Raw genomic sequence first — 13,582 nt, forward strand, 5'->3', positions numbered from 1 at the left:
CCTCCCCATCACCACCACCCGAAACCCGCACCCCCGAAACGGGGTTATTCAGGAGCCTCCTAGGCGGTGGGGACGGGGTGGCCTCGTCTGGCCGCCACGTGCTCGACCAGGGCTACCAGGACGTGCTTGCCGGATTGGCGGTCGCGTACGTCGCAGGACACGACGGGGACGTTGGCGTCGAGGTCGAGCGCCTGCCGGACAGCGTCGGGCGTGAACCGCCGGGCGCCGTCGAACCGGTTGACGCCGACCACGAACGGGATGCGCCGCCGCTCGAAGTAGTCCACGGACGGGAAGCAGTTGGCCAGCCGCCGGGTGTCGGCGAGCACCACAGCGCCCAGCGCCCCGAACGCCAACTCGTCCCACACGAACCAGAATCGTTCCTGGCCGGGCGTGCCGAACAGGTACAGCTGGAGGTCGTCGTTGATCGTGATGCGCCCGAAGTCCATCGCGACGGTGGTGGTGCGCTTGGATTCGACGCCGAGGATGTCGTCGGTGCCGACGCCGGCGGAGGTGAGCACCTCTTCGGTGTGCAGCGGCCGGACCTCGCTGACCGAGCCGACCAGGGTCGTCTTGCCCACCCCGAACCCGCCGGCCACGAGGATCTTCAAGGCCAGCGGGATGGTGGGTTCAGAGTGCCCGAAGTCCATTGACCACCGCCTGGAGGATGTCGTCGTCGGGTAGGTGAGCCATCGCCGAGGGCTCGTGCAGGGCGATGAGCCCGGCCGCGAGCAGGTCGCCGAGCAGCACCCGGGCGACGCCGACCACCAGGTCGAGGCCGGCGGCGATCTCGGCGACGGAGATCGGCTCGCGGGCCAGGGCGAGGATCGCGCGGTGCTCGGGCTGGAGCTGTGCGGCCTCGGGGGCGCGGGCGGCGCCGGGCGCGGCGAGCACGAACGCGAGCAGGTCGAACCCACCGGTCACCGGCCGTACGCGGCCTCCGGTGACCGTGTACGGCCGCACCACGGGACCGGCGTCGTCGTCGAGCCAGTCGTGGTGCGGAAGGCCCGATCCGTTAGTGGGCATCGGTGTGCACCGTAGTCGTCCTCGTCGATGACGTCATGTTCTGGCCCACCCGCGCGACGAGCATGGCCATCTCGTACGCGATCAACCCGATGTCGGCGTCGATGGCGCTGATCAGGGCCAGACAGGCGCCCATGCCGGCCGCGGTGACGAAGAGGTAACCAGATTCCATCTCCACGACGGTCTGCCGCACCGGACCGGTGTGGAAATGCCGGCTGGCACCCTTTGCCAGGCTCTGGAAGCCAGCCGCGATAGCGGCCAGGTGCTCGGCGTCTTCGCGGGTCAGCCCGCGCGACTGGCCCAGCATCAGACCGTCGGCCGACAGCACCACCGCCTGGCGGGCCGAGGGTACCCGGTCGACCAGGTCGTTGAGCAGCCAGCTCAGGTTGGCGGCCTGCCTTATCTGCACTACTTCTCGTCCCTTTCTGGTGTCGCGCCCTGTACCGCCGCGGTGCCCCGCGCGGGAGCTGCGCTAGTTGGCGCTCGCTCCGCTCGCGCGGGCCCGTTGACCGCATCGTCCGCCTCCCGCCGGCCCCGTGCGGTGCCGGCCTGGAGCGCCGCCATCGCGGCTCTGGCCTGGTCGGCGGTGCGTGGGGTGGGTGGCAGGTCTTCGGGCAGGCCGCCGGCGGGCTCCTCGCGCAGCTGCGGCGCGAGGCTGGCCTGGCGGACGCGGCGTGGAAGGCCGTCGGTGCCGAGCGGCGGCGCCACTGCCGACGCGGGCAAGCCGTCAGGTCCCATCCGCGCCCCCTCACCAGCGGAGTCCGGGGTGCCAAGGCTGGGCGGGGCGACGGCCCGGATCGGGGTCGGCGCGGACTCGATCGCGGGTGCGCTCTCCACGCGCGTCACCACCCGGACGCGCCTTCGGGGCACGTCGTCGGCCGGTGCGGCCAGCAGCGCGGCGGGTTCCTGCTCAGGGAGTACCAGGTCGGGCGGGACCAGGACGACGGCGGTCACCCCGCCGAAGGGCGAGGACCGCAGGCGGATCTTCACACCGTGGCGGGCTCCGAGCTGGGCCACCACGAAGAGCCCGAGCCGCGCGCTGTTGGCCGGGTCGAACTCGGGCGGACGTGCCAGCCGCCGGTTGGCCTCGTCGAGCTCCTCGGACTTCATGCCCAGGCCGCGGTCTTCGATCTCGATGGCATACCCGTTGGGCACCGGCGCCCCGCTGACCTGTACCCGGGTCTGCGGTGGCGAGAACGACGTGGCGTTCTCGATCAGCTCGGCCACCAGGTGGATCATGTCGCCGACCGCCCTGCCGGCGACCGCGGCGGGCTCGACGCCGGCGACCGTCACCCGGGCGTAGTCCTCCACTTCGGACACCGCGCCGCGGATCACGTCGAGCATCGAGACCGGGTTGCGCCAGCCCCGGCCGGGTACCGCGCCGGCGAGGATCGCGAGGTCTTCGGCGTGCCTGCGCATCCGGGTGGCGAGGTGGTCGATGCGGAAGAGCTCTTCGAGCTCGTCGGGCTCGGTGGTGCGCCGCTCCATGCCGTCGAGCAGGGTGAGCTGGCGGTGCAGGAGGGTCTGGCTGCGCCGGGCGATGTTGAGGAACACCTCGTTGAGGCCGCGCCGCATGGTGGACTCGTCGACCGCCGCCTGCACGGCCGTGCGCTGCGCCTCGGTGAACGCGCGTCCGAGCTGGCCGATCTCGTCGGTGCCGTACTCCAGCGGTGGCGCCTCGGCGGCCACGTCGACGTCTTCACCGCGCCGCAGACGGGCCACCACCTCGGGCAGCCGCCGGTCGGCGAGGTCGAACGCGCTCTGCCGCAGCCCACTGAGCCGGCGGATCAGCGACCGGCCGACCCGCAGGCAGAGCAGCAGCGACAGCACGATCGCGGCGAGCCCGAAGAGGCCGGCCAGCGCGAGCCGGAGAAGCACGCCGGCGGCCACCGGGGTGGCCCGGTCGGTGAGGTCGTCGGAGATGCCCAGTTCGAAGTCGCGCAGCTGCCGCACCACCGGCTCGAACGCGCTCTGCCAGGCGTTCGCGTTGATCGGTACGGCGGCGTTGTCGCGGCCCTGCGCCATCGCCCGGTCTTCGAGGTCCCGCAGTCGCTCGAATGCCTCTCCCTCGACCATCCGCTGGTAGGCGATGCGGTCCTCTTCGGACAGTGCGGACACTGCGCCCACGTGCAGGTACCGCTCCGTGCCGATGATCTGCACGAGCTGGGAGTGCTCGCCACTCTCGAGCCGCCTGGCGGCGAAGGCCCCGGCCAGCAGGGCGTCGGCCTGGCCCAGCACCTCGCGGGCGCGCGTGAGCGCCACGGTGGCGCGGGCCTCGCGGTCGAGCGCATCGTCGTCGAGGTTGGCCAGCGTGTCGAAGAGCCGCAGTGCCTCGTCGACCATGCCGGTATACAGGCCCAGGGCGCCGGCCTTGTCCATCTCCCGCCGGTCGATGAAGCCCCGCCCGGCCGGCAGCAGCTCCAGCGCAGTGACCACCTGGTCGACGCGTACCCGTACCGCGTCGTCCGCCGCGTCGCGGACCTCTTCGCCGCGCGCCCGCTCCCGGAAGTCGGCGGCCGCCGCGTCGGTGCGGCTGCGCTGCTCATCGAGGGCCGGCAGTTCCTGCGCGCGGCCAGCGAGGTACACGACGGAGAGCCGGCGTTCGCGCTGAAGCTCGGCGACGAGCGCGTCGCCGGGGCGGCTCAGCTGGTCGCGGAGGGCGCGCGTATCGAGCAGGTGCAACGCCGGGCCGACGGTCAGTGTGGTCGTAAAGATCCACAGTGCTACGAGCGCGGCGAGAGGCACGGCCACCAGAGCGATGATCTTCGCACGGATCGACCAGTTGCCTGTATTCATCAAAGACCTCGCCCGTGGGGGGACGGTTCGACAGCCTCCGGCAGGATACATGGCCGTCTAGGCGTTTCAATGCGCCCAATTTCCCTGCGAGTACTTGGATTGGTGATCACGTACTAGCGGGAATACCACAGGTATGTCGTCAACACAGATCATCGTCACCGTCATCGTCGTGCTCGCGGTGCTGGCCGTGGCCGGGATCGCCTGGTACTGGGCGCGCCGGCGCGCGCTGCGCGAAAGATTTGGCCCTGAGTACGACCGGGCCGTCGAGGAACAGGAGAGCCGGGGCGCGGCCGAGCGCGAACTACGCGAGCGTGAACGCCGCCACGCAGGGCTCGAGCTGAAGGAGCTCTCCCCGGAGAGCCGCCAGCAGTACAACACGGACTGGGAAGAGATCCAGGCCCGCTTCGTCGAGGCTCCGGACGAGGCCGTACGCGCCGCGGACGAACTGGTCAGCAGGCTGATCGCCGAGCGGGGCTATCCCAACGACAGCTACGAGGAGCAGGTCGCGACGCTCTCTGTCGAACACGCCCGGACCCTGGGGCACTACCGCGACGCCCACGAGATCTACCTGGAGAGCGAGCGCGGCGAGGCAAGCACTGAACGTCTCCGCCAGGCGCTCGTCCACTACCGGGCGCTCTTCGCCGACTTGCTCGGCACCACTCCCGAGGTCCCCAGCCGCTGAGGAGGCACCACATGACGCACCAGCAGGCCTACTCCTACCCGCCCACTGATCCTGACCAGCCTGAGCGGGTCACCTCCGATCCGGTGCCGGTCCCGCCTGCGCCCGCGGCGACGGAAGACCGGGACGAAACAGACAGCACGGCCACCACGGACACACCCGCCGAGGACGTGACCGATCGGGTACCAGAGGAGTCGCTCGACGATCGGGGCACGTTCGAGGATCCGGTGCTGTCCGAGGAGCGCACCGACCCGGACGACCTGACCGCCGTCACGCCGAGCCAGGACGAAGATGTCACCGACGAGGACGTGTCCCGGGACGGCACGGTGGACAGCGCCGCGATCGCCGACACCGACCGCGACGAGCCGGAGTTCCACGAGCCGGCCGCACAGCCGACCGCGTTCGGCGCCGCCACCGTCGGCGGCGCGGCGGCGGCCGCCGCGATGGCCGGCCCGTCCCGGGACGTGACCGACGAGCGCGACGTAACCGACGAGCGCCGCTTGTCCGACGAGCGCGACGTGACCGACGAGCGCGATGAGGCACTGGCCGCCGGTGCGGACGAGCGGGTGACCGACGCGGAGCCGCAGGCGGAGATGCTCCCCGGCGACGTGCCGGCCGAGCCGGTCACCGCGCTGTGGGGCGATGACACCGCCCAGTCGTTCCGCGACCGCTGGCGCGACGTGCAGCTCCGCTTCGTCGACGATCCGCAGGGCGCCGCCCGCGACGCGCAGAGCCTCGTGGACGACGCCGTCCAGTCGCTGACCACCGCGCTCACCAGCCAGCGCGACCAGCTCGGCGAGTGGACCAGCACCGACGGCGCCGACACCGAACAGTTCCGGGTCGCGGTGCGCCGATACCGCGATTTCCTGGACCGCCTGTTGGGCCTCTAGAACCCCAAGAAGGAGAACGTGCCGAGCGGTAGGGAGCTCGGCACGTTCTCTGTGTTTCGTAGCTGGCGCCGCCCTGGATGGGTCCGTGCCGGCTATCTGACAACGAACAGTCCGTTCCCACGCGGCTTCCGAATTCCTGGCATCGCGTAACACCAGGGGGAAGGAACCCGTGATGTCCATACGTACCCGACTTGGAAAGCGGCGCGGCCCCGCCGGGCTTGCGGCGGCCGCCCTGCTTGTCGGCGCCGGCCTGTACGGGCTCGGCCCTAGCACGGCCGGCGCGTCCAGCCACCGCGAGGCGCCGCTCATCGCCGCCGACCCGGCCGTCGACAACACCGACCTGTACGCCTTCGTCAGCCCCGACCGGCAGGACTACGTCACGTTCGTGGCGAACTTCATCCCGTTCGAGGAGCCCAACGGCGGCCCCAACTTCTACCCGTTCGCCACCGACGCCACGTACAACCTCAACGTCGACAACGATGGTGACGCCAAGCCGGATTCCATCTTCCGGTTCCGCTTCAAGACCGTCGACAAGCGTGGCAACAACACATTCCTGTACAACAACGGCCCGGTGACGTCGCTGGACGACGAGAACCTGCTCGTCCGCCAGATGTACACATTGGAGTCCTCGTTCAACGGGGGTAACTCGTTCAAGACCCGGGTGACCGGTGCGCCGGTCGCGCCGTCGCGGGTGGGAAACGCGTCCATGCCGGACTACAACACTCTGCGAGACCAGGCGGTCACGCAGCTGCCCGGCGGCTGGAAGATCTTCGCCGGCCAGGCCGACGACCCGTTCTTCCTCGACTTGCGGGTCTTCGACCTGCTCTACGGCGGCGACCTGAGCCAGACCGGCACCGACACCGTCGCCGGCTACAACGTCAACACGATCGTGCTGCAGGTGCCGTTCCAGGACGTCGCGCTCAAGGGCGACGCCACCCGCAACCCGAACATCGGCATCTGGACCACCACCGAGCGGCCCCGGGTACGGATCACGGGCGGTGGCTCGTCGGGCGGCCGGGTGCAGGTTTCGCGCCTCGGCAACCCGCTGGTCAACGAGGTGGTCGTGCCGGCCGGGCTCAAGGACGCGTTCAACGCCTCCCGCCCCGACCAGGACGGCAAGAACCCGGTCGTCGTCAAGCGCGTGACGGATCCCGAGCTGCCGAAGCTGATCCAGGCCATCTACAACATCCCGGCGCCCGCCACCCCACGAAACGACCTCGTGGAGATCTTCCTGACCGGCATCACCACGAAGGCCGGCGGCCCCATCAAGGTCGACCTCAACTCGCAGCTAAACAACGCCGACGTGACCCCGAAGCGGTTCGTGCCGTCGGAGCAGTTGCGCCTCAACCTGAGCGTGCCGGTCACCGACCAGCCCAACCGGTTGGGTGTGCTGGCGGGCGACAACCAGGGCTTCCCGAACGGCCGCCGGCTGACCGACGACGTGCTCGACATCGAGATCCAGGCCCTTGAGGGCGCGGCGGCCACCGGCCAGATCGTCGACGCACTGGCCGCGGGCGACAAGGTCGACGCCAACGACCAGGCGTTCGGCGACACGTTCCCGTACGTCGCGCTGCCGAACACCGACAAGGGTGGCACGGCCGCTGGGCCCGCACCGTCGGGCTCGGACTCGGCGCCCGGCAACTCGGCCAACCCGTCGCTGACGCCGGCCGGCTTCCAGAGCCAGGACGACGGCAGCATGGGGACCGTCGCGGCGGCGGCCGTGGGAGTCGCCGCCGCAGCCGGCCTCGGGCTGATCCTCACCGCCTGGGTCTGGCGTCGCCGGAGCATCAAGGCGTCCGGGGCCTAGCACTCTGCTAGTTGGCGTTCGCTCCGCTCGCGCGGGTCATGCGCCCCTTGTGCCGCGGCACTCACCGGCGCGCCGCATCTCCCCGGGTGCGGCGCGCCCCTTCCCCTTGGAGGTTTGCCATGCGACGCCTGACCGTGGTCGCGCTCGCCGGTGTCGCCGCCCTCGCCGTCACCGTCACCGCTGGCGCGCTGGGACGCACCGAAGTGTCGGCACCCACAGTGGACACCGTCGCCGCCCCGGTGCCGGTCGACCCGATCGCCCGCGCCCAGGAACGCCTGAAGCTGGTGCCCGGCGACTGGAGCACGTGGGCGGCGCTCGCCGTCGCGTACGTCGAGCGCGGCCGGGTCACGGCGGACCCCACCAACTACCCGCGCGCCGAGGAGGCCGCCCGCCGCTCGCTGGAGCTGCGGCCGCGTGACAACGGCGACGCCCTCGTCGCACAGGGTGCGCTCGCCAACGCCCGACACGACTTCGCCGCCGCGCGCCGGTTCGCGCTCGACGCGGTGCGTATCAACGACTTCGACGCGGACGCCTACGCCGTGCTGGCGGACGCCGAGACGCAACTGGGCAACATGCCGGCCGCGACCGCTGCCGTGCAGCGCCTCCTGGACGTGCGGCCGGGCCTGTCCGCGTACGCCCGCGGCTCCTACGACCTGGAGCAACGCGGGCAGGTGGCGGAGGCGACCAGCCTGATGCGGCAGGCCCTCGAAGCCGCCAACAGCCCCGCCGGCATCGGCTTCTGCCGGGCACAGCTCGGCGACCTGGCCTGGCACGCCGGCGACCTGGCTGGCGCCTCCCGGCAGTACACGGCCGGCCTCGCCGCCGACCCGACCAGCGTGGCGCTCCAGCGGGGCCGGGCCCGGGTCGCCGCCGCCGAGGGCCGGGTCGCCGCCGGGCTCGCCGACTACGCGGACGTCGCCCGCCGCGCTCCCACGACCGAATACCTCATCGAGTACGCCGGGCTGCTGCACGCCGCCGGCAAGGCGACCGAGGCCCGGGCGCAGCTCGACCTGGCGACGGCGGCTCACGCGCTGTACACCACCAGCGGCGGGACGGACGGGTTGGCCGGTTCCGGGCTCGCGCTCGCCAAGGGTGACCCGGCAGCGGCTGTCGCCGAGGCGCGCGCCGAGTGGAAGCGGCGGCAGCACGCCGACGTCGCCGACGCGCTCGCGTGGGCCCTGCACCACGCCGGGAAGGACGCCGAGGCGCTGCCATACGCCCACCGGGCCACCGGCACCGGTGCCCGCTCGGCCACGTACCTGCACCATCTCGGCGTCATCGAGCTGGCGCTCGGGCAGAGCGCCGCCGGCCAGGCCAACGTGGACGCCGCGCGGCGCACCAACCCGCACTTCGCTCTGGGAGTGATCCGATGACCCGCTGGCTTCTCCTCATTCCGGCCGCTGTCGTGGCGCTGTTCGCCCTACCGAGCACACCGGCAAGTGCTCACCCAGCCGGGAGTCTCTCCGTCAACCAGTACGTCGGGTTGACACTGCGACCGGACCGGGTCGAGGTGACGGCCGTGGTCGACTTCGCCGAGGTCCCCACCTTGCAGCAGAAGGAGCCGCCAGCCTGTGCGCCGCTCGCATCGTCCATCGTGCTCACTGTGGACGGTCAGCGTCTGGCGTGGACGGTCGGCACCTCCGGCTTCGCGTACGCCGGCGGCGCGGCCGGCCTGCGCACGAGCCGGCTCACCTGTGCCCTCAGCGCCTCCGCGCAGCTCGGCAGGGATGTCGAGGTGACCGTGGCCAACAGCTACGCCGCCGATCGGGTCGGCTGGCGGGAGATGACCGCCGTGGGCGAGGGCGTGCGCCTTGTCGATTCCCCGCTGCCGACCACGAGCGTCAGCGACGAACTGCGCACGTACCCGGCTGACCCGCTGGCGTCGGCGCCGGACGTCCGGTCGGCAACGCTGAAGGTGGTGCCCGGTGACGGTACGGCCGAATCCGGCGCGGCGGCCGAGCGGCCCGACGACGGCCTGTTGGCCCGCTGGGCCGCGGCGCTGGAGCGCCGTTTCCAGGAGCTGGCCGGCGGACCGCGACTGACGCCGGCGGTCGGCCTGCTGGCGGTGCTGCTGGCGCTCGTGCTCGGCGCCGGCCACGCCGCGCTGCCGGGGCACGGCAAGACGGTGCTGGCCGCGTACGCCGCCGCGGAGCGCCGCCGCATCCGGGACGCCCTCACCGTCGGGGCGACCGTGACGCTGACACACACCGGCGGCGTCCTGATCGTGGGCCTGCTCCTCAGCACGTCGAGCGCGCTCGCGGGTGAACGGCTCCTCGGATACCTGGGGATCGTCAGTGGAGCCGTCGTGGTGGCGGTCGGTGCCGGCATGATCGTGGGAGCCCGCCGGCACCGGCACCATCACCATGGCCACGGTCATCATCACCACCATCATGGGCGGCTGGGCCTCGCGGGCATCGGGATCGCGGGTGGGCTCGTGCCCAGCCCGTCGGCCATCGTGGTGCTGCTGGCCGCGATCGGGCTCGGGCGCACGTGGTTCGGTGTCCTGCTGGTGCTCGCGTACGGGATTGGCATGGCCGGCACGCTGACAGCGGCCGGGATCGCGCTCGTGGCGCTGCACCGCCGCCTGGGCCGGATGCCGACGCCGCCGCGCCTCACCCGCCGCCTTTCCCGCGCCGCGCCGGCCGGCACCGCCGCCCTGGTCATGGTCGTCGGCGTGGGCGTGGCCGCGCGTGCGGCCGCAGGGGTCTTCTAAATCGGCTCAGGCACCCGTGACCAGGCATAGGATGGCGCCTGGAAGGGGGCCATGATGAGCGGTAAGGTCGTCCACTTCGAGATCCCCGCAGACAACGTCGAGCGGGCGCAGTCCTTCTACCGTGAAGCGTTCGGCTGGCAGATCACGCCCATGCCGGAGATGGAGTACACGATCGTCAACACGGTGCCCACCGCCGACGACGGCATACCGACCGAGCCCGGCGCGATCAACGGTGGCCTGTTCGAACGCAAGCCGCCCTTCAGCGGGCCGGTGCTCACCATCGACGTCAGCGACATCGACGAGGCGCTCGCCCACGTCGAGAAGGCGGGCGGCAAGGTGGTCGCGGGCCGCCAGACGGTGGGCGAGATGGGCTACGTCGGATACTTCAGCGATACCGAGGGCAACATCGTCGGTGTATGGCAGAACGCCTCCTGACGCCAAGCGTACTCAGTGGTAACTTGACCGGATGGCGACGGCCACCCACGTCCGTATCGCAATCCTCGGCGCCGGTTTCGGGGGAATCGGCGCCGCCATCCGGCTGCGACAGCAGGGCTACGACGACTTCGTGATCCTCGATCGCGGCGACGATGTCGGCGGCACCTGGCGCGACAACACCTACCCCGGCTGCGCCTGCGACGTGCCCTCGCACATGTACTCGTTCTCGTTCCGCCCCAACCCGGAGTGGAGCCGCAGCTTCTCGCCCCAGCCCGAGATCTGGGAGTACCTGCGGCGATGCGTGGACGAGCACGGCCTGGAGCGGCACCTGCGGCTGCGCCACGAGGTGTCCTCCGCTTCCTGGGACGGCCAGTGGGTCGTGGAGACGTCGGGTGGGACCTACCGGTGCGACGTGCTGATCGTCGCCGCCGGGCCGCTCACCGAGCCGGCGCTGCCGAAGCTGCCCGGCTTGGAGACCTTCGCGGGCGAGGTCTTCCACTCCGCGCGCTGGAACCATGGATACGACCTGCGCGGGCGCCAGGTGGCGGTGGTGGGCACCGGCGCGTCGGCGATCCAGTTCGTGCCGGAGATCGCGCCCGTGGTCGAGCGAATGCACGTCTTCCAGCGCACGCCCCCCTGGGTCCTGTCGCGCGTCGACCGGCCCATCAGCCGCCTGGAGCGGCGGCTCTTCCGAGCGGTCCCACCCGCCCAGCGCCTCATTCGGACCGCCATCTACTGGGCCCGTGAGGCGCAGGGCACCGGCTTCCTGTACCCGGTGGTGATGCGCTTCGGCCAGGGCATGGCCCGCCGGCACCTGCGCAAGTCGATCGCCGACCCGGCGCTGCGCGCCAAGCTCACGCCCGCGTACACGATGGGGTGCAAGCGGGTGCTTCTGTCCAACACGTACTACCCGGCCCTCACCCGGGACAACGTCGAGCTGGTCACCGACGCCATCACGGAGGTGCGGCCCGACGCGGTGGTCACCGCCGACGGCACCGCACGCCCCGTCGACACGATCATCTTTGGTACCGGGTTCCACGTGACGGACGCACCGGTGGCCCAGCTCATTCGCGGGCGTGGCGGGCGCACGCTCGCCGAGACGTGGGGCGGCTCGATGCGGGCGTACCTGGGCACCACCGTCACCGGCTTCCCCAACCTGTTCATCCTGCTCGGCCCGAACACCGGCCTGGGACACAACTCGGTCGTCTTCATGATCGAGGCGCAGCTCAACCACATCCTCAAGGCGCTGCGCCACCTCGACCGGCACGGCATCTCCGCGATCGAGCCGACGCCCCAGGCACAGCAGGCGTTCGTGTCCACGGTGGACCGCAAGATGACCGGCACCGTGTGGCTCCGGGGCGGCTGCCGAAGCTGGTATCTCGACACCAACGGCCGCAACTCGACGATCTGGCCCGGATACAGCTGGACGTTCCGGATGCGGACCCGGCGCTTCGACCCGGCGGACTACCAGGCGGTGACCTCATGAACGCACCCCACAAGCAGTCCCTCGCTGGCAAGGTCGTCTTCGTGACGGGTGCCGCCCGCGGCATCGGCGAGCACACGGCACGCTTGGCCGCGGCGCGCGGCGCGAAGGTGGCGCTCGCCGGACTGGAGCCGTCGCTGCTCGCGCCGCTGGCCGACTCGCTCGGCGGCGCGTGGTTCGAGTGCGACGTCACCGACCAGGCGGCGCTGTCACAGGCCGTCGCGGGCACGGTCGAGCGGTTCGGCGGGATCGACGCGGTGGTCGCCAACGCCGGCATCGCGCCGCGCGGCACGGTCGTGGTCGGCGACGTGGAGGGCCTGGTCCGCACCGTCGAGGTCAACCTGATCGGCGTCATGCGCACCATCAGCGCCACCATCCCGCACGTACTCGCCAGCCGCGGGTACTACCTGCTGGTGTCGTCGGCGGCGGCGTTCAGCGCGCTGCCCGGCATGTCCGCGTACTGCGCGTCGAAGGCGGGCGTCGAGCAGTACGGCAACGTGATGCGGCTGGAGCTTGCCCACCGGGGCGTGGCGGTGGGCACGGCACACATGTCGTTCGTCGACACCGACATGACCCGTATGGCCCAGGCCGACCTGCCGTCGTTCGGCGCGATGCTGCCCAGGCTGCCCAGGCCACTCGCGCGGTTCACCCCGGTGGAGGTGTGCGCGCGGGCCTTCGTCGACGCGATCGAGCGGCGCAAGCGCAAGGTGTACGTGCCGCGGACGATGGCAGGCGTGCAGGCACTGCGCACGGTGATGTTGAGCCCGCTGTCCGACTTCCTCATCGGACGAGGCGCACGGACCGCCGTGCCCCAACTGGAAGACGAGGTCCGAGCGCTCGGAGGCCCGCGTTGACGACCACGGTCGTTTATGAGCGCCGCGGCGCCGGCGAGCCGCTCATCCTCCTGCACGGCATCGGGCACCACTGGCGCGCCTGGTCGCCGGTGCTCGACCGGCTGGCCGCCGCGCACGACGTGATCGCCGTCGACCTGCCCGGCTTCGGCGCCTCACCGCTCCCCGCCGCCGGCGCGCCCGCGACGATGGCCGAGGCGGTGGCCGGAATCGCCGAGTTCATCGAGGATCTGGGCATCGAGCGGCCGCACGTGGCCGGCAACAGCCTCGGCGGCGCGATCGCACTGGAGCTGGCCGCCGCCGGGGTGGCGGCCTCGGCGACCGCGCTGTGCCCGGCCGGTTTCTGCAGCCGGCGCGAGCTGCGCTGGGCGATCAGCGTGCTCGCGGCGCACCGGCTCGCGACCAGGCTGCCAGAGCCGGTACTGAGAACGGTGCTGCGCTCGTCGCTGGTGCGCTCGATGTCGTACGGGATGATCTGCGCCCATCCCGACCGGCTCACGCCGGAGGAGGCCCTCGTCGACGCGCTCGCTTTGCGGGGCGGGCGGGCGTTCGCGGCGGTGGCCCGGGCCGGGCGCGGGTACGCCTTCCAGGGCGCGCCGACGGTGCCCGTCACGGTGGCCTGGAGCACCGGCGACCGCGTCCTGCCCTACCGCCAGGCCGCGGTAGCCCGCCGAATCCTCCCCAACGCCCGACACGTCGACCTTCCAGGCTGCGGCCACGTCCCGATGCGCGACAACCCCGAGTTGGTCGCGGACACGATCCTCTCCACGACCAGCGCCCACTCCCACTGAATCCAGGCCGCAGGCCAAAGCGGGCGGCGACAGCCGGTCGCCGACGGCGGGCGGCGATCAAGGAGATCCGCATGGATCAAGGGCAAACGCACGTGGAAAACAGATCCAACCACGTGC

Annotated in this window: 13 protein-coding genes; 9 read left to right on the plus strand and 4 right to left on the minus strand. The window is 71.6% G+C overall.

All coding sequences use genetic code 11. From position 1 onward, the window contains the following. Positions 1 to 59: 59 nt before the first annotated feature. From V6V89_RS39195 to V6V89_RS39210, 4 genes are read right to left on the minus strand one after another with little or no spacing between them, the layout of a single operon-like run. On the minus strand, positions 60 to 647 hold the full coding sequence (locus V6V89_RS39195) for a GTP-binding protein (RefSeq protein ID WP_334624751.1): 588 nt from the start codon (positions 645 to 647) through the stop codon (positions 60 to 62). Beyond that, positions 628 to 1,023: a DUF742 domain-containing protein gene (locus V6V89_RS39200; RefSeq protein ID WP_334624753.1), complete on the minus strand. Its 396-nt coding sequence runs from the start codon at positions 1,021 to 1,023 to the stop codon at positions 628 to 630. Before V6V89_RS39200 ends, V6V89_RS39195 begins: the two co-directional genes overlap by 20 nt. Continuing rightward, positions 1,013 to 1,429, minus strand: coding sequence for a roadblock/LC7 domain-containing protein (locus V6V89_RS39205; protein WP_334624754.1), 417 nt, complete (start codon positions 1,427 to 1,429; stop codon positions 1,013 to 1,015). Before V6V89_RS39205 ends, V6V89_RS39200 begins: the two co-directional genes overlap by 11 nt. After that, positions 1,429 to 3,816 carry a sensor histidine kinase gene (locus V6V89_RS39210; protein WP_334624756.1) on the minus strand — a complete coding sequence of 796 codons (2,388 nt, stop codon included), beginning with the start codon at positions 3,814 to 3,816 and terminating at the stop codon, positions 1,429 to 1,431. Before V6V89_RS39210 ends, V6V89_RS39205 begins: the two co-directional genes overlap by 1 nt. Before the next feature lie 133 nt (positions 3,817 to 3,949). Here V6V89_RS39210 and V6V89_RS39215 point away from each other — a divergent pair, with 133 nt between their 5' ends. From V6V89_RS39215 to V6V89_RS39255, 9 genes are all read left to right on the plus strand, one after another. Then, positions 3,950 to 4,498, plus strand: a complete 549-nt coding sequence (locus V6V89_RS39215) for a hypothetical protein (protein ID WP_334624757.1) — start codon at positions 3,950 to 3,952, stop codon at positions 4,496 to 4,498. A gap of 11 nt (positions 4,499 to 4,509) precedes the next feature. Beyond that, positions 4,510 to 5,385, plus strand: a complete 876-nt coding sequence (locus V6V89_RS39220; protein WP_334624758.1) for a hypothetical protein — start codon at positions 4,510 to 4,512, stop codon at positions 5,383 to 5,385. Positions 5,386 to 5,557: 172 nt separating this feature from the next. Beyond that, the gene (locus V6V89_RS39225) at positions 5,558 to 7,192 is read left to right on the plus strand and encodes a DUF4331 domain-containing protein (protein WP_334624759.1); all 1,635 of its coding nucleotides are present in this window, start codon (positions 5,558 to 5,560) and stop codon (positions 7,190 to 7,192) included. A gap of 119 nt (positions 7,193 to 7,311) precedes the next feature. Then, positions 7,312 to 8,565 (plus strand): tetratricopeptide repeat protein, encoded by a 1,254-nt coding sequence (locus V6V89_RS39230; RefSeq protein WP_334624760.1) that lies wholly within the window; start codon positions 7,312 to 7,314, stop codon positions 8,563 to 8,565. Then, a complete protein-coding gene (locus V6V89_RS39235; RefSeq protein WP_334624761.1) occupies positions 8,562 to 9,905 on the plus strand; it encodes a hypothetical protein in 1,344 nt (447 codons plus the stop codon). Before V6V89_RS39230 ends, V6V89_RS39235 begins: the two co-directional genes overlap by 4 nt. Positions 9,906 to 9,959: 54 nt before the next feature. After that, positions 9,960 to 10,340, plus strand: a complete 381-nt coding sequence (locus tag V6V89_RS39240; RefSeq protein WP_334624762.1) for a VOC family protein — start codon at positions 9,960 to 9,962, stop codon at positions 10,338 to 10,340. A 31-nt stretch (positions 10,341 to 10,371) separates the two neighbouring features. Next, positions 10,372 to 11,826: a flavin-containing monooxygenase gene (locus V6V89_RS39245; RefSeq protein ID WP_334624764.1), complete on the plus strand. Its 1,455-nt coding sequence runs from the start codon at positions 10,372 to 10,374 to the stop codon at positions 11,824 to 11,826. Continuing rightward, positions 11,823 to 12,677 carry an SDR family oxidoreductase gene (locus tag V6V89_RS39250; protein ID WP_334624765.1) on the plus strand — a complete coding sequence of 285 codons (855 nt, stop codon included), beginning with the start codon at positions 11,823 to 11,825 and terminating at the stop codon, positions 12,675 to 12,677. Before V6V89_RS39245 ends, V6V89_RS39250 begins: the two co-directional genes overlap by 4 nt. Then, positions 12,674 to 13,465: an alpha/beta fold hydrolase gene (locus tag V6V89_RS39255; RefSeq protein WP_334624767.1), complete on the plus strand. Its 792-nt coding sequence runs from the start codon at positions 12,674 to 12,676 to the stop codon at positions 13,463 to 13,465. Before V6V89_RS39250 ends, V6V89_RS39255 begins: the two co-directional genes overlap by 4 nt. Positions 13,466 to 13,582 lie beyond the last annotated feature (117 nt).

The sequence above is a fragment of the Micromonospora sp. CPCC 206061 genome (assembly GCF_036906915.1).
Lineage (GTDB): Bacteria > Actinomycetota > Actinomycetes > Mycobacteriales > Micromonosporaceae > Phytohabitans.

What these genes read in the sequence shown, in the direction of transcription:
- V6V89_RS39195 (WP_334624751.1), bottom strand. Translation starts at nt 647, where the DNA reads ATGGACTTCGGGCACTCTGAACCCACCATCCCGCTGGCCTTGAAGATC.
- V6V89_RS39200 (WP_334624753.1), bottom strand. Translation starts at nt 1,023, where the DNA reads ATGCCCACTAACGGATCGGGCCTTCCGCACCACGACTGGCTCGACGAC.
- V6V89_RS39210 (WP_334624756.1), bottom strand. Translation starts at nt 3,816, where the DNA reads ATGAATACAGGCAACTGGTCGATCCGTGCGAAGATCATCGCTCTGGTG.
- V6V89_RS39215 (WP_334624757.1), top strand. Translation starts at nt 3,950, where the DNA reads ATGTCGTCAACACAGATCATCGTCACCGTCATCGTCGTGCTCGCGGTG.
- V6V89_RS39220 (WP_334624758.1), top strand. Translation starts at nt 4,510, where the DNA reads ATGACGCACCAGCAGGCCTACTCCTACCCGCCCACTGATCCTGACCAG.
- V6V89_RS39225 (WP_334624759.1), top strand. Translation starts at nt 5,558, where the DNA reads ATGTCCATACGTACCCGACTTGGAAAGCGGCGCGGCCCCGCCGGGCTT.
- V6V89_RS39230 (WP_334624760.1), top strand. Translation starts at nt 7,312, where the DNA reads ATGCGACGCCTGACCGTGGTCGCGCTCGCCGGTGTCGCCGCCCTCGCC.
- V6V89_RS39235 (WP_334624761.1), top strand. Translation starts at nt 8,562, where the DNA reads ATGACCCGCTGGCTTCTCCTCATTCCGGCCGCTGTCGTGGCGCTGTTC.
- V6V89_RS39240 (WP_334624762.1), top strand. Translation starts at nt 9,960, where the DNA reads ATGAGCGGTAAGGTCGTCCACTTCGAGATCCCCGCAGACAACGTCGAG.
- V6V89_RS39245 (WP_334624764.1), top strand. Translation starts at nt 10,372, where the DNA reads ATGGCGACGGCCACCCACGTCCGTATCGCAATCCTCGGCGCCGGTTTC.
- V6V89_RS39250 (WP_334624765.1), top strand. Translation starts at nt 11,823, where the DNA reads ATGAACGCACCCCACAAGCAGTCCCTCGCTGGCAAGGTCGTCTTCGTG.